We start from the raw sequence: 22,574 nt of genomic DNA, 5'->3' as shown, positions 1-22,574 counted from the left end.
TACTTGGGTTTTGCACGCTCCCAGACCCCCCACTCCCCTGAAGAGCAGGTATGCGCACATGAACGAGTACGTGCTCGCGGTCTCCCGAACGGAGCCGTCGGCCCGCAGAACATCGGATGAAAGCGCCCGTCGACGTTTGCGTCTGCGGGCGGGGCTCACGGCACTCGCGCTCACCACTGCCACCCTGATCGCCCTGCCGGCCGCCGTACCGGCGTCGGCCGTGGCCGCTTCCGCGCCCTCCGTGATGCCCGCCGCCGCCCCCGACTGGTCCACGGCCGTCGTCGACTCCACGACCGCCCGCTACACGCCGAGCACCATCGGCGGCTGGTCCTACCCGGTCGGCCTCTACCTCTACGGCCAGTACCTCACCTACAAGCGCACCCACGAGCCGCGCTATCTGACCTACATCAAGAGCTACGTCGACCGCTTCGTGAAGAGCGACGGCTCCATCGGCCAGTCGTTCAACAGCCTGGACAGCATGCAGGCCGGACGGCTGCTGGTGATCCTGCACCACGAGACCGGCCAGGACCGCTACCGCAAGGCGGCCAAGAAGATCCGCGACCGCCTCACCACCTATCCGCGCACGAGCGACGGTGGTTTCTGGCACGCCGACACCAGCAGTCGGGCGCACCAACTGTGGGCGGACGGCGTCTACATGGTGAACCCGTTCCTCGTCGAGTACGGCAAGGAGTTCGGCGACCGCGCGTACACCGACGACGAGGCCGCCAGGCAACTCGCCGTCTACGGCGCCCACCTCCAGGTGGCGAACGGCCTGCTCAAGCACGCCTACGACGAGTCGAGGACCGCGGGCTGGGCGGATCCGCAGACCGGTCTCGCTCCCGAACACTGGTGCCGGGCGGTCGGCTGGTACTCCATGGCGATCGTCAACGTCCTCGACGCGATCCCCTCGAACCAGTCGCGCAGGCCTCAACTCCTCGGCATCCTCCAACGGTTGGCGGCCGGACTGGAGAGGTACCAGGACCCGGCGAGCGGACGCTGGTTCCAGGTCATGGACAAGGGCGACCGGGCCGACAACTGGACCGAGACGTCCTGCTCCAGCATGTTCACCTACGCCCTCTCGCGCGGCGCCCAACAGGGCTATCTGGAACCGCACTTCGCCGCCGTCGCCCGGCGCGGCTACGAGGGCGTGCTGGCGAGGCTGTCGGTGGGCGCGGACGGCCGCACGAACCTGGCCGACATCACCATCGGCACGAACGTCGGCGACTACGCGTACTACATCGCCCGCACCCGGGCCACCAACGACTTCCACGGCCTCGGTGCCTTCCTGATCATGAACGAGCAACTGCGGGGTGATTAGTGTCATGAGCACGTCCAGAAGGACTCTTCTCGGGGCCGCCGTCGGCGGTGCGGCCGGCGCCGCCGTCGGACTGCCCGCACCGTCGGCCTCGGCCGCCTCCTGGCAGCAGAAATGGGCCCCCTCGGCGAGCGCCGACGGCCTCGGCGCCTTCGAGACGATCGAGGACGACCGCGCCGACTCGCACCCGGCCGGACAGCCGCACATCTACGCGACGGGCGCCAACTGGCGCTTCACCATGCACACCGTCGACCGCGACACGTCGACCGACCGGCAGCGTCAGGAGGTCACCGGCCTGCGCAACGGGGGCGGCTCGAACTACCTCAAATGGACCGCGGGCCAGACCTGGCGGCTCACGTACTCGATGTACATCCCGAGCTCACTGAAGGCGACCACCACCTTCACCCACATCATGCAGATGAAGCAGCCCGGCAGCGGCACCTCGCCGATCGTCGTGCAGTCGCTGCGCCGGGTGAACGGGGTGCAGACCATTGAACTGAAGCTGGCCATCGACGACATCCTCGTCGGCCGCACCGACCTTGCCCCGCTGCACGACAAGTGGACCGACGTCGACTTCCAGATCAAGGTCGGCAACGGCACGGCGGGCTCGGTCCGCTGGATCCTCACGTCCGGCTCCACGACCGTCATCGACAGGTCCAGGACCGGAGTCGACACCTTCCTCGCCGACCGGGTCCGCCCCAAGTGGGGCATCTACCGCTCCCTCGGCGACACCTCCGGCTCGTTGCAGGACACCTACCTGCTGCTCACCAACCTCCGCGGCTACCAACTCGTCTGAGGAGCCGTCATATGCGACCCCCCACCCCCCGCACCCGTGGCGCGGCGACGATCGTCCTCCTGGTCCTCGCCGTCGTCCTCGGTCTCACCCACCCCACGACCGCTCTCGCGGCCCCCCGACAGCCCGCCGCCACCTACGACGTACGCGACTACGGCGCCAAGGGCGACGGCTCGGCCAACGACACCCCGGCCATCAACAAGGCCATCGACGCGGCGAGTTCGGCGACGGGCGGCGGCACGGTCCGCTTCCCGGCCGGCGCCTACAAGTCCAAGAACACCATCCACATGAAGAGCCATGTGACGCTCCAGGTCGACCGGGGCGCCACGATCCAGGGCTCCAGCGCCGACACCTACGACAAGGCCGAGGCCAACCCGTACGACGACTACCAGGACTACGGGCACAGCCACTTCCACGACGCCATGATCTACGGTGACCGGCTGACCGACATCGGCTTCGTCGGCGAAGGCGTCATCGACGGCATGGGCAACCTGATCACCGGCAACCCCAAGTCCGGCGAGGCCGACAAGATCATCTCACTGACCCGGTGCGACGGGCTGAGGATCGGCGACGGACTCACCCTGCGCCGGGGCGGCCACTTCGCCGCCCTCATCAACGGCTGCAAGGACGTCACCTCGGACCGGCTGACCATCGACACCGCGAGCGACCGCGACGGCTGGAACATCATCTCCACGACGAACGTCACGGTGACGAACGCCGACATCAGGGCCAACGACGACGCCCTGGTCTTCAAGAGCGACTACGCCCTCGGCGCCAAGCTCCCCAACGGCCATGTCCGGGTGAGCGATGCGTATCTCTCGGCCAGGTGCTGCAACGCCCTGATGTTCGGCTCCGAGACCTGCGGCGACTTCTCGGACTACCAGTTCGAGAAGATCCGCATCGAGGGCGCCGACAAGTCGGGCCTCGGCATGGTCTCGATGGACGGCGCGAAGATCTCCGACGTGCACTACCGCGACATCACCATGACCGGCGTCCACTCACCGATCATGCAGAAGATCGGCACCCGGAAGCGATGCGGGAACAGCCCCGGCATCGGCTCCATCAGCGACATCACGTACGACAACATCACGGCCACCGGCAACTCCCCGTCCTTCAGCCCGACTCTGTGGGGCGAGACCGGCCACCGCATCCACGGCGTCACGTTCGACCACGTCGACATCACCGTCCCCGGCGGCAGCGGCACCATGTCGACCGGCGTGCCGAGCAACGACCCCAAGGACTACAACCCCAAGGCCATCGGTACCCGGCCGGCCTACGGCTGGTACCTGCACAACGCCGACGACATCCGATTCACCGACAGCTCGGTGAAGTTCGCGGCGAACGACGGCCGTCCCGCCGTCATCGCCAACGCGGCGAGCGGCCTCCGCTTCACCGGCTTCACCGCGCAGCGCGGCACCGGCTCGCCCTACGACCTGGGCTTCCAGGACGTGGACGGCTACTGCGTGAGCGGCGCCGGTGCGCCGCGTGTGTCCAGCACCGGCTCGACCGAGAACTGCGCGCCCCCGAACGCCCGCCCGCTCGACCTCGAGAACCCCCGCCAGGACTTCCTGCGCTCCTCCGTCGGCGGCCTCTTCCTGCACTGGGGCCTGCGCACCGCCCCCGCCCACACCAGCTGCACCGGGTGGGAGAGCGATGTCACAGGCGGCGGCTGGACGCCCGACTACTGGGTGAACGAGGCGCGGAAGCTGCACACCCAGTACCTCGTCCTCGCCACCTTCCACAGCCGCCTCGGCTACGCCCGCCCCTGGCCCTCGAAGATCCCGGGTTCCTGCGCCACCAAGCGCGACTTCCTCGGTGAACTCATCACCGCCGCCAAGGCCAAGGGGATGAAGGTCGTCCTCTACATGACCGACGACCCCCAGTGGCACGACGAGGGCGGCCACGACTGGCTCGACTCGGCCGCCTACTCCGCCTACAAGGGCGAGAACGTCGACCTGACCACCCGTGACGGCTTCGGGCGGTTCAGCTACGACAACTTCTTCGAGGTCATGAACCGTTACCCCGACCTCGGCGGATTCTGGATCGACAACGACAACGCGTACTGGGAGAGCCACGACCTCTACCAGCAGATTTACGACAAGCGCCCGAACTACACGATCAGCAACAACAACGAAGACACGCCGATCATGGACATGATCAGCAACGAGCAGAAGACGGGGATGACCCCGGCCTACGACTACCCGCAGGCCGTCTACACCGCCCAACCCCGCCTGACCGAGGCCGACTTCAAGCTGCCCTCGTCCGGCGCGTGGTGGTACGACGGCTCCGATCCGGCCGTCGACAAGAAGCTCACCCTCGGCCGTCTGATCACCAACGCGGGCTCGTCCGTGAAGGCGCTGATGGCCGAGACCGCCCAGGTCAACGGCAAGTTCCCGGCCAACCAGGCCGCCTTCAACACCTTCGCCGACTCCTATCTCGACCCGGTCTGGGAGTCGCTGCACGGCACTGAGGGCGGCGGGTACATGTACGGCGGCCTCAAGCCCGGCTTCTGGAACGACGGCGCGCACGGCGTGACGACCATCAGCAGGACGGATCCGGACCTGGAGTACGTCCACGTCCTGACCCCGCCGTCCACCGGCACCCTGCGCATCCGCGACAACGGGTACCGCATCGCCTCCGTCACCAACCTCCGTACGGGAGTGCCGGTTTCGTGGTCGCAGTCCGGCGGCGTGCTCTCCCTCACCGGCCTCGGCTCCTGGGACCCGTACGACACCGTCTTCAAGGTCACGACCGCCGGGCGGCAGGGCATCCTCGGCGGGGTCAAGGTGAGCGCGAGCGCCTCGGCGAGCGGGCATGCGGCGACGGCCGCCGGGGACGGCAGCTACCTCACGTACTGGGACAACAACAAGACCCTGCCCGTCAACCTCACCTTCGACCTCGGCGCGGCCAGGAAGGTGCAGTACATCGGGCTCAACCAGCGCGAGGACTCCGTCGCCTACGCCCGCTCCGCGACCGAGCAGTCCGCCCGTATCAAGGACTACAAGGTGTTCCTGAGCAATGACGGGACCACCTGGGGGAGCGCGGTCAAGACGGGCCAACTCCCCAGCCGGCGGGGCATCCAGGGCATCGACCTCACGGCCGCGAACGCCCGTTACGTACGGCTGGAGGTCGACACCACCTGGGCCGAGTCCACCGACACCACCCGCTACAAGCGGCTGCGGATCGACGAGGCCTGGATCGGCACGTCGTACGCCGCCCCGGCGGCCTTCGGGCCGATGTCGGACAACGGTCAGTCCCTGCGGCCCGCGATGGGCTGGAGCAGCTGGAGCTTCGTGCGGCGCACGCCCACCGAGGCGAAGATCAAGGCGCAGGCGGACGCGATCGTGGCGAGCGGCCTCAAGGACCACGGCTTCGTGTACGTCAACCTCGACGACTTCTGGCAGAAGTGCGACTCAGGCGGCTTCACCGTCGACTCCTACGGCCGCTGGACCGTCGACACCGCCAAATTCCCGTCCGGCATCAAGGCGTTGGCCGACTACATCCACGGCAAGGGGCTGAAGTTCGGCTTCTACGTCACCCCGGGCATCGCCAAGAACGCGGTCACCGCCAACACACCGATCGAGGGGACCTCGTACCACGCGAAGGACATCGCGGACACGTCGAAGACGGAGAAGAACTACAACTGCAAGAACATGTACTACATCGACTACGGGAAGCCGGGCGCGCAGGAGTTCGTGAACTCGTGGGCGAAGCAGTTCGCCTCATGGGGCGTCGACTACCTGAAGATCGACGGCGTGGGCAGCGCCGACATCCCGGACGTCCAGGCCTGGGACAAGGCGCTGCGGGCGAGCGGACGGCCCATCAACTTCGCGCTGTCCAACAACCTTCCGATCGCCGAGGGCGCCACCTGGCGGCAGCTCGCGAACAGTTGGCGCACCCAGGGCGACGTCGAGTGCTACTGCGGGCCGGGTTCCAACGGCAGCGGCTATCCGCTGACCGACTGGTCCCATGTGTCCGCCCGCTTCAACTCGGCCGCCTCCTGGCAGCCGTACGCCGGTCCCGGCGGCTGGAACGACCTCGACTCGCTGGAGCTCGGCAACGGCGATCAGGTGGGCCTCACCGCCGACCAGCGCCGCGCGCACTTCACGCTCTGGGCGATGGCGGCCTCGCCGCTGCTGCTCGGCACCGACCTCACCCACCTGGACTCGGTCGACAAGGCGATGCTGACCAACGATCGGCTGATCGGGGTCGACCAGGACGGGGTGGCCGCGAAACGGGTGGTGAACAGTGGTGTCAAGCAGGTCTTCAGCAAACGGGAGAACAGCGGTGCCTACGTGGTCGCGCTGTTCAACACCGGGACGTCCGGCAACTCGACGGTTTCCGTGAACTGGTCGCAGGTGGGATTCACCGGCTCCGGTGATGTCACCGACCTCTGGTCGGGCTCCCACAAGGGCGTGATCGCCGATTCGTACAGCGCGACGCTACGGCCGGGCGAAACACGGCTGATCCGTGTGAACCCGGTCAACAGCGAGCTGAGGGAACTGAGGGGACAATCATGAAACGCGACAGAGTTCTCGCCCGGGCCGTCCCGCTGGCCCTCTCCTTCGCCCTCGCCGTGCCCCTCGTCGGCCTGAGCCAGGGCACCGCGAGCGCGGCCACCGACTACCAGGCCGAGGACGCGGCCATCTCGCAGGGTACGGTCGCCACCAACCACACCGGCTACACGGGCACCGGCTTCGTCGACTACACCAACATCAAGGGCTCCTATGTGGAGTTCACGGTGAGCGCGACCGCCGCCGGCAGCTCCGCGCTCACCCTCCGTTTCGCCAACGGCACCGCCGTCGACCGGCCGATGGACATCTCCGTCAATGGAACGGTCGTCCAGTCCGCCGTCTCCTTCCCGGCCACCGCCGACTGGAACACCTGGACCACCAAGACCCTCAACGTCCCGCTGACCGCGGGCGCCAACAAGATCCGCGCCACCGCCACCACGGACAACGGCGGCCCCAACCTCGACCGCGTCAGCCTCGCCGCCGCGGCCGACACCCAGGCCCCGACCCGTCCCGGGCAGCCCAGTTGCTCGGACGTCGGCGAGGACGGGCTCACCCTGGCGTGGGGCGCGGCCACCGACAACGTGGCGGTCACGGCGTACGACCTCTACGAGCACGGCAACAAGATCGGGGAGGCACCCGGGAGTTCGACGTCGAAGGCGCTGACCGGACTCACGCCGAACACCCCCTACAACCTGACGGTCATCGCCCGCGACGCGGCCGGGAACACGTCCCCGGCCAGTCCGGTCGTCGACTGCACCACCGCGCCCAGCTCCGACACCACCCCGCCGACCAAGCCGGGCACGCTGTCCGCGACCGATGTGACGGCGAACAGCGCCGCGCTCGGCTGGGGCGCCTCGACGGACGAGCGCGCGGTCATCGCGTACGACGTTCGCAGTGACACCACGGTCTACAAGACCGTCACCGGCGGTACGACGACCACGCTGACCGGGCTCGCCTGCAACAGCCCGTACAGCCTGAACGTCGTCGCCCGGGACGCGGCCGGCAATGTCTCCGCGGCGAGCAACACCGTCACCTTCACCACGAAGGCCTGCGCGACGGACGGCGGGGTGCCGTCCTCGGTCGCGTCCCTCTCCACCGGCTGGACCATCCCGTGGGGCACCTACTGGATGCCCGACGGGAAGACCGCGCTGGTCACCGAGCGGGACGACTTCCGGGTCTGGAAGGTCACCAAGGACGGCGCGCGGACCCAGGTCGGGACCGTGCCCGAGGCGGTGACCACGAACGGCGAGGGCGGACTGCTCGGCGTCGCCGTCGACCCCAAGTGGGAGACGAACCACTACGTCTACTTCATGCACACCGCGTCCGAGGGCAACCGGGTCGTCCGCATGACCTACGACGGCACGAACCTGACCGGCTACAAGATCCTGCTCCAGGGCATCAAGAAGAACCGCTACCACAACGGCGGACGCCTCGCCTTCGGCCCCGACGGCTATCTCTACGTCTCCACCGGCGAGGCCCAGACACCCGATCTCGCGCAGGACAAGAACTCCCTCAACGGCAAGATCCTGCGCATGGCGACGGACGGCAAGGCGGCCCCGGGCAACCCGTTCGGCAACTACGTCTACAGCCTGGGCCACCGCAACCCGCAGGGCCTCGCCTTCGACCGCAACGGCCGGCTGTGGGAAGCGGAGTTCGGCAACAGCTCCAAGGACGAGCTGAACCTGATCAAGCCCGGCGCCAACTACGGCTGGCCCACCTGCGAAGGGACGTGCAGTGTCTCGGGCATGACCAACCCCAAGGCCACCTGGAACGTCAACGAGGCGTCCCCGAGCGGCATCGCCATCGTCCGCAACGTCGTCTACATGGCGTCCCTGCGCGGCGAGCGGCTGTGGCGCATCCCGATCAACGGCGACAACGAGAGCGTCGGCACGCCGACCGCGTACTACGTGGGGACCTACGGGCGGCTGCGCACGGTCACCAAGGTGCCGGGCGCGGACCAGTTGTGGCTGTCGACCACCAACTGCGACAACAACGGAGGTGCGGCGGACGGCGCGGACAAGATCTTCCGCGTGAACATCAGCTGAGTGCGCACCGGCTGACGGAGTGTCAGGCCTGGTAGAGCGCGTCGACCTCGTTGGCGTAGGCGTTCTCGATGGCCTTGCGTTTCAGCTTCAACGACGGTGTCAGCAGGCCGTGTTCCTCGGTGAACGGCTGCGCCAGTATGCGGAAGGTACGGATCGACTCGGCCTGCGAGACGAGGGTGTTGGCGGCCACCACCGCGCGCCGCACCTCCGTCTCCAGGTCGTTGTCGCGCACCAGCTCGCCCGGGGACATCCGTGGTTTGCCGCGCATCGTCAGCCAGTGCTCGACGGCCTCCTGGTCGAGGGTGACCAGGGCCGCGATGTACGGGCGGTCGTTGCCGACGACGATGCACTGGTTGACGAGGGGGTGGTCGCGGACGCGCTCCTCCAGCAGCCCCGGCGAGACGCTCTTGCCGCCGGAGGTCACCAGGATCTCCTTCTTGCGGCCGGTGATGGTGAGGTAGCCGTCCTCGTCGAGCGCGCCGAGGTCGCCGGTGGCGAGCCAACCGTCGTGCAGGGTCTCGTCGGTGGCCTTCTGGTTGTTGAGGTAGGCCTGGAAGACGTTCGGGCCGTGCAGCCAGATCTCGCTGTCGTCCGCGATGTGCACGGTGACACCCGGGATGGGCCGGCCGACCGTGCCGTAGCGGGTGCGGTCGGGCGGGTTGGCGGTCGCCGCGGCCGTCGTCTCGGTGAGCCCGTACCCCTCGTAGATCTGCACCCCGGCGCCCGCGAAGAAGAGTCCGAGCCGTCGGTCCATGGCCGACCCGCCGGACATGGCATTGCGGATACGGCCGCCCATGGCGGCCCGCACCTTGGAGTAGACGAGTTTGTCGAAGAGCTGGTGCTGCATGCGCAGCCCGGCCGAGGGGCCGGGCCCGATGCCCCAGGCCTTCGCCTCCACCGCGTCCGCGTACTTCACCGCGACCTCGACGGCCTTCTCGAACGGCCCGGCCTTGCCCTCCTTCTCGGCCTTGCGGCGGGAGGCGTTGAAGACCTTCTCGAAGATGTAGGGCACCGCGAGGATGAAGGTCGGCTTGAACGCCTGCAGATCCGGCAGCAGAGCGGCGGCGTTCAGCTGCGGCTGATGCCCGAAGCGGACCCCGCCGCGGATCGCGGCGACCTCCACCATCCGCCCGAAGACGTGCGCGAGCGGCAGGAACAGCAGGGTCGCCGCCTCGTCGCCCTTCTTCGAGTGGAACACCGGCTCCCAGCCCTCGATGACGGTGTCGGCCTCCCACATGAAACTGCCGTGCGTGATCACACAGCCCTTGGGGCGGCCGGTCGTGCCCGAGGTGTAGATGATCGTGGCGGTCGAGTCCGGGGTGACCGCCTGTCTGTGCCGGTGCACCACGTCGTCGTCGATGGCGGCACCCGCGTCGTACAGCTCCTGCACCGCGCCCGAGTCCAGCTGCCACAGCTGGTGCAGCTGCGGCAGCCGGCCGATGACGGTGGCGATGGTCATCGCGTGGTCCTCGTGCTCCACGATCGCGGCCGTGCACTCCGCGTCGTAGAGCATCCAGAAACACTGCTCGGCGGACGACGTCGGATAGATGGGCACCACCTGGGCACCGATCGTCCACAGTGCGTAGTCGAACAGGGTCCACTCGTAGCGGGTGCGGGACATGATCGCGACGCGGTCGCCGAACCGGATGCCCTGGGCGAGCAGCCCCTTGGCGAGGGCCAGCACCTCGTCCCGGAACTCCGCGGAGGTCACGTCACGCCACTGACCTGCTTCGTCCTTGCGACCGAGGGCGATGTGCAGCGGGTCTTCCTGGGCACGTTCGAAGACGACATCGGCCAGACCGCCCACCGGCGGTGCCGACGCCAACGGAGGATTGGTGAACTCGCGCAAACCCCGCTCCCCGCCTCTGGTGACGCTCCGCAGCGCCGTGAAAGCTACCCCACCCGGGGGCAGGGCGGGAGGGGGTGAGAAGCCGAGCGGTGTTCAGGTACCGGCTGGTCAGTGCCGGAAAATGCGCCCACATGGGGAAGGGTCGGACACAAAGCTGACGGTTGAGTAAGTTTCGGCACCGTAATCTCCACCGAATCTGTACGACCGGGCTACGGCCCTCCCGGACCGGTCACAGAGGCTGCTCGACTCGGGTCCTTTCGGCCTCGCGCGCGGCCGTGCGAGGGGCTTTGACCAAGGTCAGGACCAGGACGCCCGCGACCGTCGCCGTCACTCCCGCGAGCACCGCCGCCGTGTTCAGCCCCGAGGCGAACGCCGTGCGCAGCGCGTGCTCGGAGAAGGCCCCACGCAGCGCCCCGGCCGCGCCGCCCGCCAGCGCGTGGGCCGCGTCGTGCGGCAGCGTGTCCTGCATGCGGGAGGTCAGCACCGTGCCGTACCCGGCGATACCGAGCGCGTACCCCAGCTGCCGGAAGGTGTTGACCGCGCCGCCCGCCATGCCCGCCCGCTCCTGCGGTACGGCGGCCAGCGCCGCGCCCGCGATCCCGGGTGCCACCAGACCCGTACCGACCCCCACCAGGACCAGACCCGGCACCAGTGCGGACGCCGTCGAGGCCGCGCCCAGGAACGCCATGCAGAACTGTCCCGCGCCGATCACGAGCAGCCCGCCCCCGACGGTGAACCGCGCGGGCACCCCGTGCAGCAGCCGCCCGCCGGCCGCCGCCACCACGAAGGACGCCAGCGACAGCCACAGGAAGACGAGCCCGCCGCGCACGGGACTCATCCCGAGCAGTGTCTGCAGCCAGATCGAGTCGTACGCCAGGAGACTGAACGCCGCCGCGTTGAAGGCGAGAGCGCCCACCATCACGCCCGAGAACGCCGGCTTCAGGAACAGCCGAGGGTCCAACAGCGGGTCGGCGCCGCGCAGTTCGACCGCGAGGAAGCCCGCCAGCGCCACGACGGCCGCCCCGAGGACGGCCAGGGTGCCCGTCTCGCTCCAGCCCTGCTGTCCGGCGCGCACGGCCCCGTAGGTCAGCGCGGCGGCGAAGGCGGCGAACGTCACCGTGCCCGCCCAGTCGACCTTCCGCTCGCGCGAACCGTGCGACTCCGGCACCACCCGCAGGGTCAGCCACACCGCGACCACGCTCACCGGCAAATTGACGTAGAAGATCCACCGCCAGCCAGGACCGTCGGTCAGCAGCCCGCCGAGCACCGGTCCCACCGCGGCCGCGGCCCCGCTGACCGCGCCCCACACACCGAGCGCCACCGACCGCTGCTTCCCCCGGTAGATGGAGCCCAGCAGCGGCAGTGTGGTCGCGAACATCGCCGCCGCGCCCAGTCCCTGCACGCCGCGCGCGGCGATCAGCATCCCGGGCCCGGTCGCCAGCCCGCACAGCAGTGACGCGATCGCGAACACCACCACGCCCACCACCTGCACCCGCCGCCGCCCCAGAATGTCCGCCGCGGCCCCCACCCCGAGCAGCAGCGCGGCCAGCGCCAGCGCGTACCCGTCCATCACCCACTGCAGATCGCTCAGCGACGCGTGCAGCGACCGCGCCATGTCCGGCAGCGCGACCACCGCGATCGTGACGTCCAGCAACAACATGAACGTGCCCAGGCACACAGCCGTGAGCGGCCCCCATGTACGCATGTCCTCAACTCCCTGTTCGACGGATGCGTCTCGGTTCGTACGATGAGCGGTGGGCGGCCGATCGGAGGGGTGAGCGGTGGCCGGGCGACGGAATCCGACGGGAGCTACCGGTATGCAGATGGAATCCCACACCCTTGACGAGCTCGACCTGCGGCTGCTCAGCGCGCTGGAGGCCAACGGCCGGGCGTCCTTCAGCCGGATCGGCGCGGTGCTCGGTGTCTCCGACCAGACCGTCGCCCGCCGCTACCGACGGCTCCGCGCCGAAGCGGGACTGCGGATCGTGGCCGTCCGGGACGGCGCGGCACTGGGCCAGGACGACTGGACGCTGCGCCTGCGCTGCGTGCCCGACAGCGCGCTGGCCATCGCGGACGCGCTCGCCAAACGGCCCGACACGAGCTGGATCGCGATCGCCTCCGGCGGCACCGAGATCATCTGCGGCACCCGGCCGCGCAGCGTCGGCGACCGGGACGACCTGCTCCTGGGCAAGCTGCCGCGCACCCCGCGGCTGATGGAGATCCGCGCACACCAGCTGCTGCACCGCTTCCAGGGCGGCCCGGTGGGCTGGCTGCGCAATTTCGGGGCGCTCACCGAGGAGGAGCGGGCGGCCCTGCGGCCCGAGCGACTGCCCGACCCCGGACCGGCCCGCATCGACCCGGAGGACGAGCCCCTGCTCGCCGTCCTGGAGCGCGACGGCCGCGCCACCCACCCCGAACTCCAGCGCGCCACCGGCCGCTCCGAGTCCGCCGTCAAACGCCGCCTGGCCACCCTGCTCGCCTCCGGCGCGATCTACATCGACGTCGAGATCCGCCCCGAGGCCCTCGGCTACCCGGTCTCCGCCGTCCTGTGGCTCACCGCGACCCCGGCCGCCCTCCACTCCGTCGGCGAGGCCCTCGCCACCCACGACCCCATCGCCCACGCGGCCGCCACGGCCGGCCCCAGCAATCTGATCGCCTCGGTGGTCGTACGGACCACGGCGGACCTCTACGCCTACATCAGCGGCCCGCTCGGCCGGCTGCCGGGGCTCCAGCACGTGGAGGCGACGCCGTATCTGCGCCGGATCAAACAGCTGACGTACGCGCAGTCCCCGCGCTGAGGGCGTGTGATCCGACGATCGCCCGGAGTCAACGCCGGTGCAGCCGGTCCCCGCCGCCCAGGATCGACTGGGCCAGGGCCTCCGCAGCGCCCGCCGCGGACGTGCGGCGGTGGCCGTGGACCAGGACGAAGTCGACGCGGCCGAGTTCGGGCAGGGCGAAGCGGTCGGGGACGCGGACCAGGCCCGGCGGGACGAGGCCGCGGGAGTGGGCCATGACACCGAGGCCGGCCCGGGCGGCGGCGATGAGGCCGTTGAGGCTGCCGCTGGTGCAGGCGATGCGCCAGGAACGGCCCTGGCGTTCCAGGGACTCCAGGGCCAGGGCGCGGGTGATGCCGGGCGCCGGGTAGACGATCAGCGGCACCGGGCGGTCCGGGTCCAGGCGCAGCCGCTCCGCGCCGATCCACACCAGCTCGTCGTGCCAGACCAGTTCGCCCCGCGGATCCTCCGGGCGCCGCTTGGCCAGTACCAAGTCCAGCTTTCCGGCGGCCAGTTGCTCGTGCAGCGTGCCCGACAGCTCGACCGTCAGCTCCAGATCGACCTCGGGGTGGTCGTGCCGGAAGCCCTCCAGGATCTCCGGCAGCCGGGTCAGCACGAAGTCCTCGGAGGCGCCGAAGCGCAATCGGCCGCGCAGCCGGGTACCCGTGAAGAACGACGTCGCCTGCTCGTGCACCTCCAGGATCCGGCGCGCGAACCCGAGCATCGCCTCGCCGTCCTCCGTCAGCTCCACGGAGTGCGTGTCCCGGGTGAACAACTGCCGCCCGGTCACCTCCTCCAGGCGCCGCACGTGCTGGCTGACGGTGGACTGGCGCAGCCCGAGCCGCCGGGCGGCCTGCGTGAAGCTCAGGGTCTGGGCGACCGCCAGGAAGGTGCGCAGGTGAGAGGGGTCGTACACAGGGAGAGGATAGCTCGTTATCGTGAAACGTGATGACAGTCAGAGCGGTATGACGGATTCCCGATCAAGCTCCGGAGGAGGACGATGGGCGGGGGACTCCCCGTCCCCGGAACGTCCCCGCACCGCCGACGGCAATGCGCACGCAACGAGCAAGTGGAGCACCGTGAAACGCCTGCAATGGCCGAGTTGGATGCCGATCGACCCGTACATCCTGCTGCTGCTGGGGACGGTGGGCCTCGCGGCCCTGCTGCCGGCACGCGGGACCGGCGCCGACGTGGCCTCCGGCGCCTCCACCGCGGCGATCGCCTTCCTCTTCTTCCTGTACGGCGCCCGCCTGTCCACCCGCGAGGCGATGGACGGACTGCGCCACTGGCGCCTCCACGTCACGGTCCTCGCCTGTACGTTCCTCGTCTTCCCGCTGCTCGGCCTGGCCGCCCGCGGACTCGTCCCGGTCCTGCTGACCCACCCCCTCTACCAGGGCCTGCTCTTCCTCACCCTGGTCCCCTCGACCATCCAGTCCTCCATCGCCTTCACCTCGATGGCCCGCGGCAATGTCCCCGCCGCGATCTGCGCCGGCTCCTTCTCCTCCCTCGTCGGCATCGTCATCACCCCGCTGCTCGCCGCCGCCCTGCTCGGCAGCAGCGCGGGCGGGTTCTCGCCCGACTCGCTCGTCGAGATCGTGCTGCAACTGCTGGTGCCGTTCCTCGCCGGACAGGTGCTGCGCCGCTGGATCGGCCACTTCGTCGCCCGGCACAAGAAGGTCCTCGGCCTGGTCGACCGCGGCTCGATCCTGCTCGTCGTCTACACCGCGTTCAGCGAGGGCATGGTCCAGGGCATCTGGCACCAGGTGAGCGCGATCCGGCTCGGCGGCCTGCTCGTCGTCGAGGCCGTCCTGCTCGCGGTGATGCTCACCCTGACCTGGTACGGCGGCAAGGCGCTGCGCTTCAACCGCGAGGACCGGATCGCCATCCAGTTCGCCGGCTCCAAGAAGTCCCTGGCCTCCGGACTGCCCATGGCCAGCGTCCTGTTCGGCGCGCACGCCTCCCTCGCGGTGCTCCCGCTGATGCTCTTCCACCAGATGCAGTTGATGGTCTGCGCGGTGATCGCCAAACGCCGCTCGCACGACCCGGTGGAGGACCTCACCCCGGCTCCGCCAGCCGCAACGTCACGAACCGCGGTCGGTACAGGGTCACGTTCGCGTTGATGCTCGCCGAAGCCCCCACCGTCTCCAGCCAGTTGACGTCGTAACTCAGCACCAGCCGCCCGTCGCCGCTCAGTTCGGGATGGACCTGCGGGTTGTACGCGGCCACCCCGCCGTGCGGCAGCGCCGGGCTGAAGTCCTTCGTCGGACCGTGCCAGGGCCCGGTGGGGGAGCAGGCCCAGTACGACGTCACGGTCGTCAGCCCCGCGGTACCCGCGGCCATCGTGAACAGCACGTACGTCCCCTCCGTGCGCACCACCGAGAACGCGCTGCCCACCTTCGCCCCGCGCACCGGCCGCGGTGCGCCGCCCCATCCCGAGCCGTTCCAGTACTTCCAGGCGCCCGGCTCGCCGAGCCGTCCCTCCGGCACCCGCGCCGCATACGCCGACGAGGCCGGCCGGGACGCGGCCTGTCCGTCGTCGCCGCCGAACACGTACGTCCAGCCGTCCTCCTCGACCAACGTCGTGCCGAACAGCACGCGTTGGGAGGGATCCGGCACCAGTGACTGGTCGAGCACCTTCACGACCGACTCGACCCGCAGGTCGGGCAGGGAGAGCGTGGCGACCTCGGTGGCGGTGGGCACCCCGTAGATCCACGGCGACTGCCCGGCCGTCCGCACCCACAGCAGCACCCGGACGACCGACTCCGCGGAACCCGGCGAGCGCGGCTCGACGCGGGCGGCCACCGGCCAACGCCACTGGTCCGGCGCGGGATCGGCGAAGAGGGGAGCGGGCAGCGTGCTCTCCAACCGGCCCTCGCCGTCCATCACGACGGCCGAGTTGCGCACCAGCGGGGCGCTCGTGTCCCGCCACGCGTACGACTCGCCGACCGGGTTGGGCGGCCCGTGCACCTGACCCAGATAGGTGTCCGAGAACAGCCACAGCACCCGCCCGTCCGGCAGCCGCACCGAGTGCGTGCCGTCGCCCCCGGTCCAGTCGTCACTGCGGCTCGCGTCGTCGCCGTACCGGGCGAACTCCTCGGTCAGCCCCGAGTCGGCCGCCCAGGACCGGATCGCCCGCGCCGCGCACCCGGCCCCGCCCTTCGGTCCGTCATCGTCCGGCAGGGCGGTGAGCAGCACGGCTCCGAGAACCAGCGCCAGCAACACACCGAACCCGGCTCCCGCTCGCTGTCGTGCTCGTACGTCGTCGGGCACCCAGGGGACGTTAGTGGTTGTCGCTCGCGGGGTCCATGGGGCGATGTCCGCACGCGTGGTCCGTGGAGCGATGTCCCTACGCGCCCGGACCGTCCCCCGCGTCGGTCGGCCAAGTCAGCGGTGCCGCGCCGGTGTTCGCGAGGACCGGCGTCTCCGAGGGCGCCCCGGTGGACTGCTGTCCCGCCCACCCCGCCGACGACCGTGTCCTGTACGACGCATCCGCCGACGCAGGACCGGCAGCACCGGAAGCAGCGCCGCGGGTCCGGGGCTCGGTGCCGGCGCGACGGCACCGGCCCTGCGGCAGACCAGGGCGTCGGGATCGTTCGCCGGGACCTGGAGGGAGTAGCCGTCGGGACAGTCGGGTCCCGGCCGGCCGCGCGCTCCGGGTTCGCCCTGGTCTCCTTTGGGACCCTGGACGCCCGGGGCTCCTTGACTGCCGCCGCCGCCCGCGGGACCGGCCGGACCGGTGACGCCGTCGGTCCCCGCGGGGCCCGGGTCGCCGGTCGGTCCCGACGGCCCCGGCGAGCCCTCCGGACCCAACGGTCCCGTCGGCCCGGAGGGTCCGGGTTCGCCGCGCGGCCCCTGGCCACCGGCGGCACCGGGCGTCCCGCCCGCGCCCCGATCGCCCTTCTCCCCTTTCTCACCCCGCTCGCCGGGCAGCGCGGCGGGCACCCGGATCCGGTCGAAGAGGTCGTCGACCGCGTCGGAGGGATCGGGGGCAGCCGGGGTGCCGCCGTGCGCCCTGACCTGGGCGCGCAGCGCGCGCACGTCCCGGGCGAGCGTGGACACGGCCCGGCCCCGGCGGTCGGCCTCGGTCTGCATCTGGTCGGCGCGACGGTCCCCGGCGTCGATGCGGGCCCACAGGATCACGGCGACGCCGCAGAGGGCGATCAGCACACAGACGAGGAACACGCTGCGCCAGCGCGACGCGAGCAGTCGCTCGAAACGGGACCTCACCGCGCACCTCCGAGCCGGTCGATGTCGATCCTGAGCCGTGCGATCTCCGACTGGTCGGCGGCGTGCAGAGTGGCCAACTCCGTGATCCGCGTGTCCCGTTCGGCCACCTGCCGCTCCAGGCGGTCCCGCTCGGACTGCAGCTTCTCGGTCAGGCTGGAGTAGCCGCTGAGAGCGTTCTCGCCGCGCTTGCCCAGATACGCCACCACGGCCGCCCCCAGCACGCCCGTGGCCGCCAGCAGCGAGCCGAGCAGGGTGGTGCCGGCATCCAAGTGACTGCCTCCTACTCGTACGACGGGTCGCACACGAAGCGGCCCGTTGAACTCACCAGAGGTAACGAGCCGTGTGCCGGACGGGTGTGCCGGGGGTACGGACTACGCCGGATGGGTGGTGAAGGGGTGTCAGAGGTGACGCATAGATGCAGATTTCAGCCGCCGGGACGCGAGAGGACACGGTTCACCTCAACCCGGTTGATCAACTGAAGGATCCGTCAGATCGGTCGATACCCACCAATCCGTGCGGGCGGCCGTTCCGAATCCTCCAGCGTCAGGGAAGTTGGCATGGAGGACGGACGGAATGACACCTAACTCAAGGAGCGGGGCGGGGCGCAGGGGCCTCGCGACCCTCGTAGCGGGTGCGCTGGCCGCCGGGGGACTCGCAGCCGCCGGTGTGGCCACGCTGGAACCGGGGGCGGCTTCCGCCTCCAGTCACCGGGAGGCCCCGCTGATCTCGGGACAGCCCCGCTACGACAACACGGACGTGTACGCGTTCGTGAGTCCGGACAGCCCGCAGACGACGACGATCATCGCGAACTGGATCCCGTTCGAGGACCCCTCGGGCGGCCCGAACTTCTACACGTTCGCGGACGACGCCCAGTACGACATCCACATCGACAACAACGGTGACGCGCAGGGCGAACTCCTGCTGCGCTACACCTTCAAGACCCACACGAAGAACAAGAAGACGTTCCTGTACAACACCGGCCCGGTCACCGGCCTGGACGACCCGGACCTGAACGTCACGCAGACCTACGACATCGAGCTGCTCAAGCTGCACAACCAGCAGGTCGTGTCGGAGACGAAGCTCGCCGACGACATACCGGTCGCCCCGTCGAACGTCGGCAAGGCGTCGATGCCGGACTACGGCAGGCTGCGCGGGCAGGCCGTCCGCCAACTCGCAGGCGGCGCGCGGACGTTCGCGGGCCAGGCGGACGACCCGTTCTTCCTGGACCTGCGCGTCTTCGACCTGCTGTACGGCGGGAACCTCTCGGAGGTCGGCAACAACACCCTCAAGGGCTACAACGTCAACTCGATCGCTCTGCAACTGCCCACCGACATGATCACCGAGTCGAGGAAGCAGCCGATCGTGGGCATCTGGTCGACCACCCAGCGCAAGAACGCCGAGGGCTCCTACGAGCAGGTCTCGCGGCTGGGCAACCCGCTGGTCAACGAGGTCGTCAACCCGCTGAAGGACAAGGACAGGTTCAACGCGGACTCGCCGTGGAACGACGGCCAGTTCCTGAAGAACGTGACCGATCCGGAGCTGCCGAAGCTCCTGGAGGCCATCTACAAGATCAAGGCGCCCGCGGAACCGCGCAACGATCTCGTCGACGTCTTCCTCAAGGGCGTCAAGGGCCTCAACCAGCCGCCGAACGTGCGACCGGCGGAGATGCTGCGCCTGAACACCTCGATCAAGCCGACCGCGAACCCGAAGCGGCTCGGTGTGCTCGACGGCGACAACGCGGGCTTCCCGAACGGGCGCCGGCTCACCGACGACGTCGTGGACATCTCGCTCCAGACCGTCGAGGGTGAACTCGTCGGTGCCAAGAACGACTTGGGGGACGCGGTCGACGCCGACGACCAGAAGTTCGGCGACTCCTTCCCCTACCTGGCCCAGCCCGTCGCCGGTTCGCGAGGACCGCTCGCGAAGGGCGCGACCGGTGGCAACGACGTCCGCAACCAGCTGGGCGACAGCCTTGAGCCGGCCGGCTCGGCGGACGGCACGCGCAACACCGGCCTGATCGCCGCGTCGGCGGGCGCGGGCGCGGTGGGGATCCTGCTGATCGGCCTGGGCCTGGCGTGGTGGCGCCGGCGCACACAGCGCCTGAACTGACCGGCTGACCGGCAGGGACAGCGAAACAGGGGAGGGCGGGAGTCGGCGAGTCCGACGCCCGCCCTCTTCCGCGCCCAGTCGGCGTCTTCCGCGCTATGTACGCAGCACGACCTTCCCCAGATTCCCCCGCGACTCGATCACCGCATGCGCCTGAGCCGCGTCCTCCAGCGCGAACTCCCCGTGCACGGCGGGCCGTAGCGCCCCCTCCGCGAACAGCGCCCACAGCTCCCGCCGCCACCGCTCGTACAACTCCGGCCGCCCGCGCGCGATGTGCGCCATCTGGAAGCCGATCACGGACTTGGCGCCCACGAGCAGGTCGTACGCCTGGATCGTGCCGCCGCCCGAGCTGTACGCCACCAGTCGCCCGCCCGGGGCCAGGGCGCCGATCGCCGGGGTGAGGAGTTCGCCGCCGACCGCGTCGAGGGCGTAGTCGACGGGCTCGCCCCAGTGTTCGTCGGCGTAGGCGATCACCTCGTCCGCGCCGAGGGAGCGCACGAAGGGGGCTTTCGCGGGGTCGGAGACGGCGGCCACCACCCGGGTCGCGCCCCGGGCCCGCGCGAGCTGTACGGCGAGGTGGCCGACCCCGCTCGCCGCGGCCGTGACCAGGGCCGACTCGCCCGGCTCCGGGTGCGCGGCGGCGAGGGCGCCGAGAGCGACCAGGCCGCTGCGGACGAGGGCCACCGCTTCGACGGCGGTGGCGGTCTCGGGGACGGGGGAGGCCATGGCCTCGTTCAGGAGCGCGAAGTCGGCGTAGCCGTGCCCGAAGCACAGGCCCGTGACCCGGTCGCCGGCGCCGAAGCGGGTGACTCCGGCGCCCACCGCCACGACCTCGCCCGCGATCTCGCCGCCCAGCGGGTTCGGTTCGGCGGCCTCGGTGACCTTGCGGACGACCGGGAGGGTGACGCCGATCGCCTCGCAGCGGACGAGGACTTCACCGGGGCCGGGCTCGGGTACGGGGACGTCCTCCAGGAACAGGGGGCCGCCGGCGGACTCGTAGCGGACGCGGCGCATCACACCTCCGGGTGTCGCGGGTGTCGATGGGGTCCAACAGCTTCGTCGGAGCTTCTGACAATTTTGTTGGAGGTCCCATGATTTCGTTGGGAGTCCCAACGGTAGACATGATTCATTGGGAAGTCCAACGACTTCTCGCTACGCTGTCCCCATGCCCGAAGCGCCCCTCGTCGCCATCCGCTCCCTGCCCAGCTGGCTGCTCGGCCGCGCGGCCGCCCGCGGGCGGACCCTGGTGGCCCGGGCGCTGGCCGCCGAGGGGCTGAAGATGTGGCACCACGTCGTGCTCTCCGCCGTCCGCGACCTCGCCCCCGTGGCCCAGGCCGACCTCGGCCGAGGTGTGGGCCTCGACCCGAAGGACCTGGTCGGCGTCCTCAACGACCTCCAGGCCGCGGGTCACATCGTGCGCGAGCCCGATCCCAAGGACCGGCGCAAGAACGCGGTGTCCCTCACCGCGCAGGGCGCCTGGCTCCTGGAGCGCTGCGAGCGGGCCGCCCGCGCGGCCAACGAGGAGCTGCTCGCCCCGCTCTCCGCCGCCGAACGCGACCAGTTCATGGACCTGTTGATCCGGATTTCCGGTACGGACGGCTGACGACGGATAACGTTCCGTCATGACCGCACCCCTCGCGCTCGACCCCGCGCGCAGCGCCCTCGTGCTCGTCGATCTGATGGACCGGATCGTCGCGCTGCCCCTGGAACCCCGCAAAGGCACCGAAGTCCTGCATGCCGCCGGGGAGTTGACGACCGCCTTCCGCGCGGCCGGCGCGCCCGTCGTGCTGATCCGGGTCGAGCGGGACGGCGTCGCCGAACAGCCGGCCGGCAGCGAGCTGGTCGCGGGCCTCGCCCGGGACGGCGACATCGAGGTCGTGAAGCGGACGATCGGCGGCTTCCAGGGCACCAACCTGCACGACCGCCTCCACGAACGCGGCGTCACCACGCTGGTGTTCGGCGGTATCGCCACGAACCTCGGCGTCGAGTCCACCGCCCGCGCCGCCGGGGACCTCGGCTACGACCTCGTGTTCGTCGAGGACGCCATGGCCGCGCTGACCGGTCCCGAGCACGACGCGTCCGTGCGGCTGGACTTCCCGCGGCTGGGGACCGTGGTCACGGCGGCGGAGGTGCGGTTCGTGGCCTGAGCCGCCCGCGTGTCCTGACGGTCCCAGGGGCGTGGCGCGGTCCTCAGACCAGCGCCCCGCCGCCGTCCACGGTGACGACCGAGCCGGTGCTGTAGCCGCCGCGCATCAGGTACAGGTACGCCTCGGCGATGTCCGCCGGCTCGCCCACCCGGCCGACCGGGAGCGACGCGGCGGTGGACGCGTACAGCCCCTCGCGGTCCTCCTGGGCCAGGTCCCGCCACAGCTCGGTGCGGACCACGCCGGGGGAGACCACGTTGACCCGGACGGGGGCGAGTTCCAGGGCCAGGGCCCGGGTGAGCGACTCCATCGCCCCGCACAGGCTCGCCGCGACGGTCGTGCCCGGCATCGGACGCTGCCCGGCCGTACCCGTCGTCAGGACGACGGATCCGCCGGGGCGGATCGACGGGGCGCCGTGCTTGACGGCCGTGTACGCGCCCCACAGCCGCGTGTCCAGAAAGCGCCGGGCCTGTCCGAGGTCCGACTCGGCGAGACTCCCCATCAGGAGGGACTCGCCGGCCGTGTAGACGAGGTGGTCGAAGGCGCCGACCCGCGCGAAGAAGCCGCGTACGGACTCCTCGTCGGTCGCGTCCAGGACGTGTCCCTCGGCACCGCCCGGCAGCCGCTTCAGCGCCGCGTCCACGCTCTCCTGCCGGCGCGAGGCGACGACCACGTCCGCGCCCTCCTGGGCGGCTGCCTCCGCGACCGCCCGTCCGATACCCCCGGTGCCGCCGATGACGACGATCCGCTGTCCCTGCAGGCTCATGACGTGTTCCTTCCGTGGTTTCGCTACGGAATCAACCCTGC

17 protein-coding genes are annotated in these 22,574 nt (G+C 70.3%); 9 read left to right on the top strand and 8 right to left on the bottom strand.

Translation table 11 applies throughout. The annotated features are described in order from the left end of the window. Window positions 1-244: 244 nt before the first annotated feature. Genes ACIQI8_RS06295 through ACIQI8_RS06280 form a run of 4 tightly spaced genes read left to right on the top strand, consistent with a single transcriptional unit; the run spans window position 245 to window position 8,667 of the window. A complete protein-coding gene (locus tag ACIQI8_RS06295; RefSeq protein WP_402346727.1) occupies window positions 245-1,318 on the top strand; it encodes a glycoside hydrolase family 105 protein in 1,074 nt (357 codons plus the stop codon). A 4-nt stretch (window positions 1,319-1,322) separates the two neighbouring features. Next, window positions 1,323-2,111, top strand: a complete 789-nt coding sequence (locus ACIQI8_RS06290) for a Tat pathway signal sequence domain protein (RefSeq protein WP_402345445.1) — start codon at window positions 1,323-1,325, stop codon at window positions 2,109-2,111. 11 nt (window positions 2,112-2,122) lie between these two features. Beyond that, on the top strand, window positions 2,123-6,628 hold the full coding sequence (locus ACIQI8_RS06285) for a glycosyl hydrolase family 28 protein (protein WP_402345443.1): 4,506 nt from the start codon (window positions 2,123-2,125) through the stop codon (window positions 6,626-6,628). Continuing rightward, window positions 6,625-8,667 carry a PQQ-dependent sugar dehydrogenase gene (locus ACIQI8_RS06280; RefSeq protein WP_402345441.1) on the top strand — a complete coding sequence of 681 codons (2,043 nt, stop codon included), beginning with the start codon at window positions 6,625-6,627 and terminating at the stop codon, window positions 8,665-8,667. The genes ACIQI8_RS06285 and ACIQI8_RS06280 overlap by 4 nt, the downstream gene beginning before the upstream one ends. A 22-nt stretch (window positions 8,668-8,689) precedes the next feature. Here the strand turns inward: ACIQI8_RS06280 and ACIQI8_RS06275 are convergent, their stop codons facing one another. Continuing rightward, window positions 8,690-10,516, bottom strand: a complete 1,827-nt coding sequence (locus ACIQI8_RS06275; RefSeq protein WP_402345440.1) for an AMP-dependent synthetase/ligase — start codon at window positions 10,514-10,516, stop codon at window positions 8,690-8,692. Window positions 10,517-10,745: 229 nt separating this feature from the next. Continuing rightward, window positions 10,746-12,221: an MFS transporter gene (locus tag ACIQI8_RS06270; RefSeq protein ID WP_402345438.1), complete on the bottom strand. Its 1,476-nt coding sequence runs from the start codon at window positions 12,219-12,221 to the stop codon at window positions 10,746-10,748. A gap of 112 nt (window positions 12,222-12,333) precedes the next feature. On the opposite strand from ACIQI8_RS06270, the gene ACIQI8_RS06265 reads away from it, so the two are divergent. Continuing rightward, complete coding sequence (locus ACIQI8_RS06265) at window positions 12,334-13,314, top strand: Lrp/AsnC family transcriptional regulator (protein ID WP_402345436.1); 981 nt, start codon at window positions 12,334-12,336, stop codon at window positions 13,312-13,314. Between the two features lie 28 nt (window positions 13,315-13,342). Here ACIQI8_RS06265 and ACIQI8_RS06260 read toward each other — a convergent pair whose 3' ends face one another. Continuing rightward, window positions 13,343-14,206 carry a LysR substrate-binding domain-containing protein gene (locus ACIQI8_RS06260; RefSeq protein WP_402345434.1) on the bottom strand — a complete coding sequence of 288 codons (864 nt, stop codon included), beginning with the start codon at window positions 14,204-14,206 and terminating at the stop codon, window positions 13,343-13,345. Between the two features lie 190 nt (window positions 14,207-14,396). Between ACIQI8_RS06260 and ACIQI8_RS06255 the strand changes: the two genes are divergently transcribed. Further along, window positions 14,397-15,410: a bile acid:sodium symporter family protein gene (locus ACIQI8_RS06255; RefSeq protein WP_402346725.1), complete on the top strand. Its 1,014-nt coding sequence runs from the start codon at window positions 14,397-14,399 to the stop codon at window positions 15,408-15,410. Here the strand turns inward: ACIQI8_RS06255 and ACIQI8_RS06250 are convergent. The 3 genes from ACIQI8_RS06250 to ACIQI8_RS06240 form a co-directional block, all read right to left on the bottom strand. Further along, the gene (locus ACIQI8_RS06250; protein ID WP_402345432.1) at window positions 15,346-16,560 is read right to left on the bottom strand and encodes a DUF4185 domain-containing protein; all 1,215 of its coding nucleotides are present in this window, start codon (window positions 16,558-16,560) and stop codon (window positions 15,346-15,348) included. The genes ACIQI8_RS06255 and ACIQI8_RS06250 overlap by 65 nt on opposite strands. Before the next feature lie 114 nt (window positions 16,561-16,674). Next, window positions 16,675-17,517 (bottom strand): collagen-like protein, encoded by an 843-nt coding sequence (locus tag ACIQI8_RS06245; RefSeq protein WP_402345431.1) that lies wholly within the window; start codon window positions 17,515-17,517, stop codon window positions 16,675-16,677. Then, a complete protein-coding gene (locus ACIQI8_RS06240) occupies window positions 17,514-17,786 on the bottom strand; it encodes a hypothetical protein (protein ID WP_401728601.1) in 273 nt (90 codons plus the stop codon). The genes ACIQI8_RS06245 and ACIQI8_RS06240 overlap by 4 nt, the downstream gene beginning before the upstream one ends. 304 nt (window positions 17,787-18,090) lie before the next feature. Between ACIQI8_RS06240 and ACIQI8_RS06235 the strand changes: the two genes are divergently transcribed. Further along, complete coding sequence (locus ACIQI8_RS06235; protein ID WP_402345429.1) at window positions 18,091-19,626, top strand: DUF4331 domain-containing protein; 1,536 nt, start codon at window positions 18,091-18,093, stop codon at window positions 19,624-19,626. 93 nt (window positions 19,627-19,719) lie between these two features. Here the strand turns inward: ACIQI8_RS06235 and ACIQI8_RS06230 are convergent, their stop codons facing one another. Further along, the gene (locus ACIQI8_RS06230) at window positions 19,720-20,637 is read right to left on the bottom strand and encodes a zinc-binding alcohol dehydrogenase family protein (protein WP_402345427.1); all 918 of its coding nucleotides are present in this window, start codon (window positions 20,635-20,637) and stop codon (window positions 19,720-19,722) included. 151 nt (window positions 20,638-20,788) lie between these two features. On the opposite strand from ACIQI8_RS06230, the gene ACIQI8_RS06225 reads away from it, so the two are divergent. Beyond that, window positions 20,789-21,226 carry a MarR family winged helix-turn-helix transcriptional regulator gene (locus ACIQI8_RS06225; protein WP_402345425.1) on the top strand — a complete coding sequence of 146 codons (438 nt, stop codon included), beginning with the start codon at window positions 20,789-20,791 and terminating at the stop codon, window positions 21,224-21,226. A 19-nt stretch (window positions 21,227-21,245) separates the two neighbouring features. After that, window positions 21,246-21,770, top strand: coding sequence for an isochorismatase family protein (locus tag ACIQI8_RS06220; protein WP_402345423.1), 525 nt, complete (start codon window positions 21,246-21,248; stop codon window positions 21,768-21,770). A gap of 43 nt (window positions 21,771-21,813) precedes the next feature. Here the strand turns inward: ACIQI8_RS06220 and ACIQI8_RS06215 are convergent, their stop codons facing one another. Continuing rightward, window positions 21,814-22,533 (bottom strand): SDR family oxidoreductase, encoded by a 720-nt coding sequence (locus tag ACIQI8_RS06215; RefSeq protein WP_402345422.1) that lies wholly within the window; start codon window positions 22,531-22,533, stop codon window positions 21,814-21,816. Window positions 22,534-22,574 lie beyond the last annotated feature (41 nt).

It is taken from the genome of Streptomyces sp. NPDC092369 (assembly GCF_044755245.1).
Classification (GTDB): domain Bacteria; phylum Actinomycetota; class Actinomycetes; order Streptomycetales; family Streptomycetaceae; genus Streptomyces.
Note: the sequence above shows the minus strand (reverse complement) of the source record. Positions and strands in the feature narration are given on the sequence as shown.

What these genes read in the sequence shown, in the direction of transcription:
- ACIQI8_RS06220 (WP_402345423.1), top strand. Translation starts at nt 21,246, where the DNA reads ATGACCGCACCCCTCGCGCTCGACCCCGCGCGCAGCGCCCTCGTGCTC.
- ACIQI8_RS06270 (WP_402345438.1), bottom strand. Translation starts at nt 12,221, where the DNA reads ATGCGTACATGGGGGCCGCTCACGGCTGTGTGCCTGGGCACGTTCATG.
- ACIQI8_RS06225 (WP_402345425.1), top strand. Translation starts at nt 20,789, where the DNA reads ATGCCCGAAGCGCCCCTCGTCGCCATCCGCTCCCTGCCCAGCTGGCTG.
- ACIQI8_RS06265 (WP_402345436.1), top strand. Translation starts at nt 12,334, where the DNA reads ATGCAGATGGAATCCCACACCCTTGACGAGCTCGACCTGCGGCTGCTC.
- ACIQI8_RS06255 (WP_402346725.1), top strand. Translation starts at nt 14,397, where the DNA reads ATGCCGATCGACCCGTACATCCTGCTGCTGCTGGGGACGGTGGGCCTC.
- ACIQI8_RS06230 (WP_402345427.1), bottom strand. Translation starts at nt 20,637, where the DNA reads ATGCGCCGCGTCCGCTACGAGTCCGCCGGCGGCCCCCTGTTCCTGGAG.
- ACIQI8_RS06290 (WP_402345445.1), top strand. Translation starts at nt 1,323, where the DNA reads ATGAGCACGTCCAGAAGGACTCTTCTCGGGGCCGCCGTCGGCGGTGCG.
- ACIQI8_RS06295 (WP_402346727.1), top strand. Translation starts at nt 245, where the DNA reads ATGCCCGCCGCCGCCCCCGACTGGTCCACGGCCGTCGTCGACTCCACG.
- ACIQI8_RS06235 (WP_402345429.1), top strand. Translation starts at nt 18,091, where the DNA reads ATGACACCTAACTCAAGGAGCGGGGCGGGGCGCAGGGGCCTCGCGACC.
- ACIQI8_RS06285 (WP_402345443.1), top strand. Translation starts at nt 2,123, where the DNA reads ATGCGACCCCCCACCCCCCGCACCCGTGGCGCGGCGACGATCGTCCTC.
- ACIQI8_RS06215 (WP_402345422.1), bottom strand. Translation starts at nt 22,533, where the DNA reads ATGAGCCTGCAGGGACAGCGGATCGTCGTCATCGGCGGCACCGGGGGT.
- ACIQI8_RS06280 (WP_402345441.1), top strand. Translation starts at nt 6,625, where the DNA reads ATGAAACGCGACAGAGTTCTCGCCCGGGCCGTCCCGCTGGCCCTCTCC.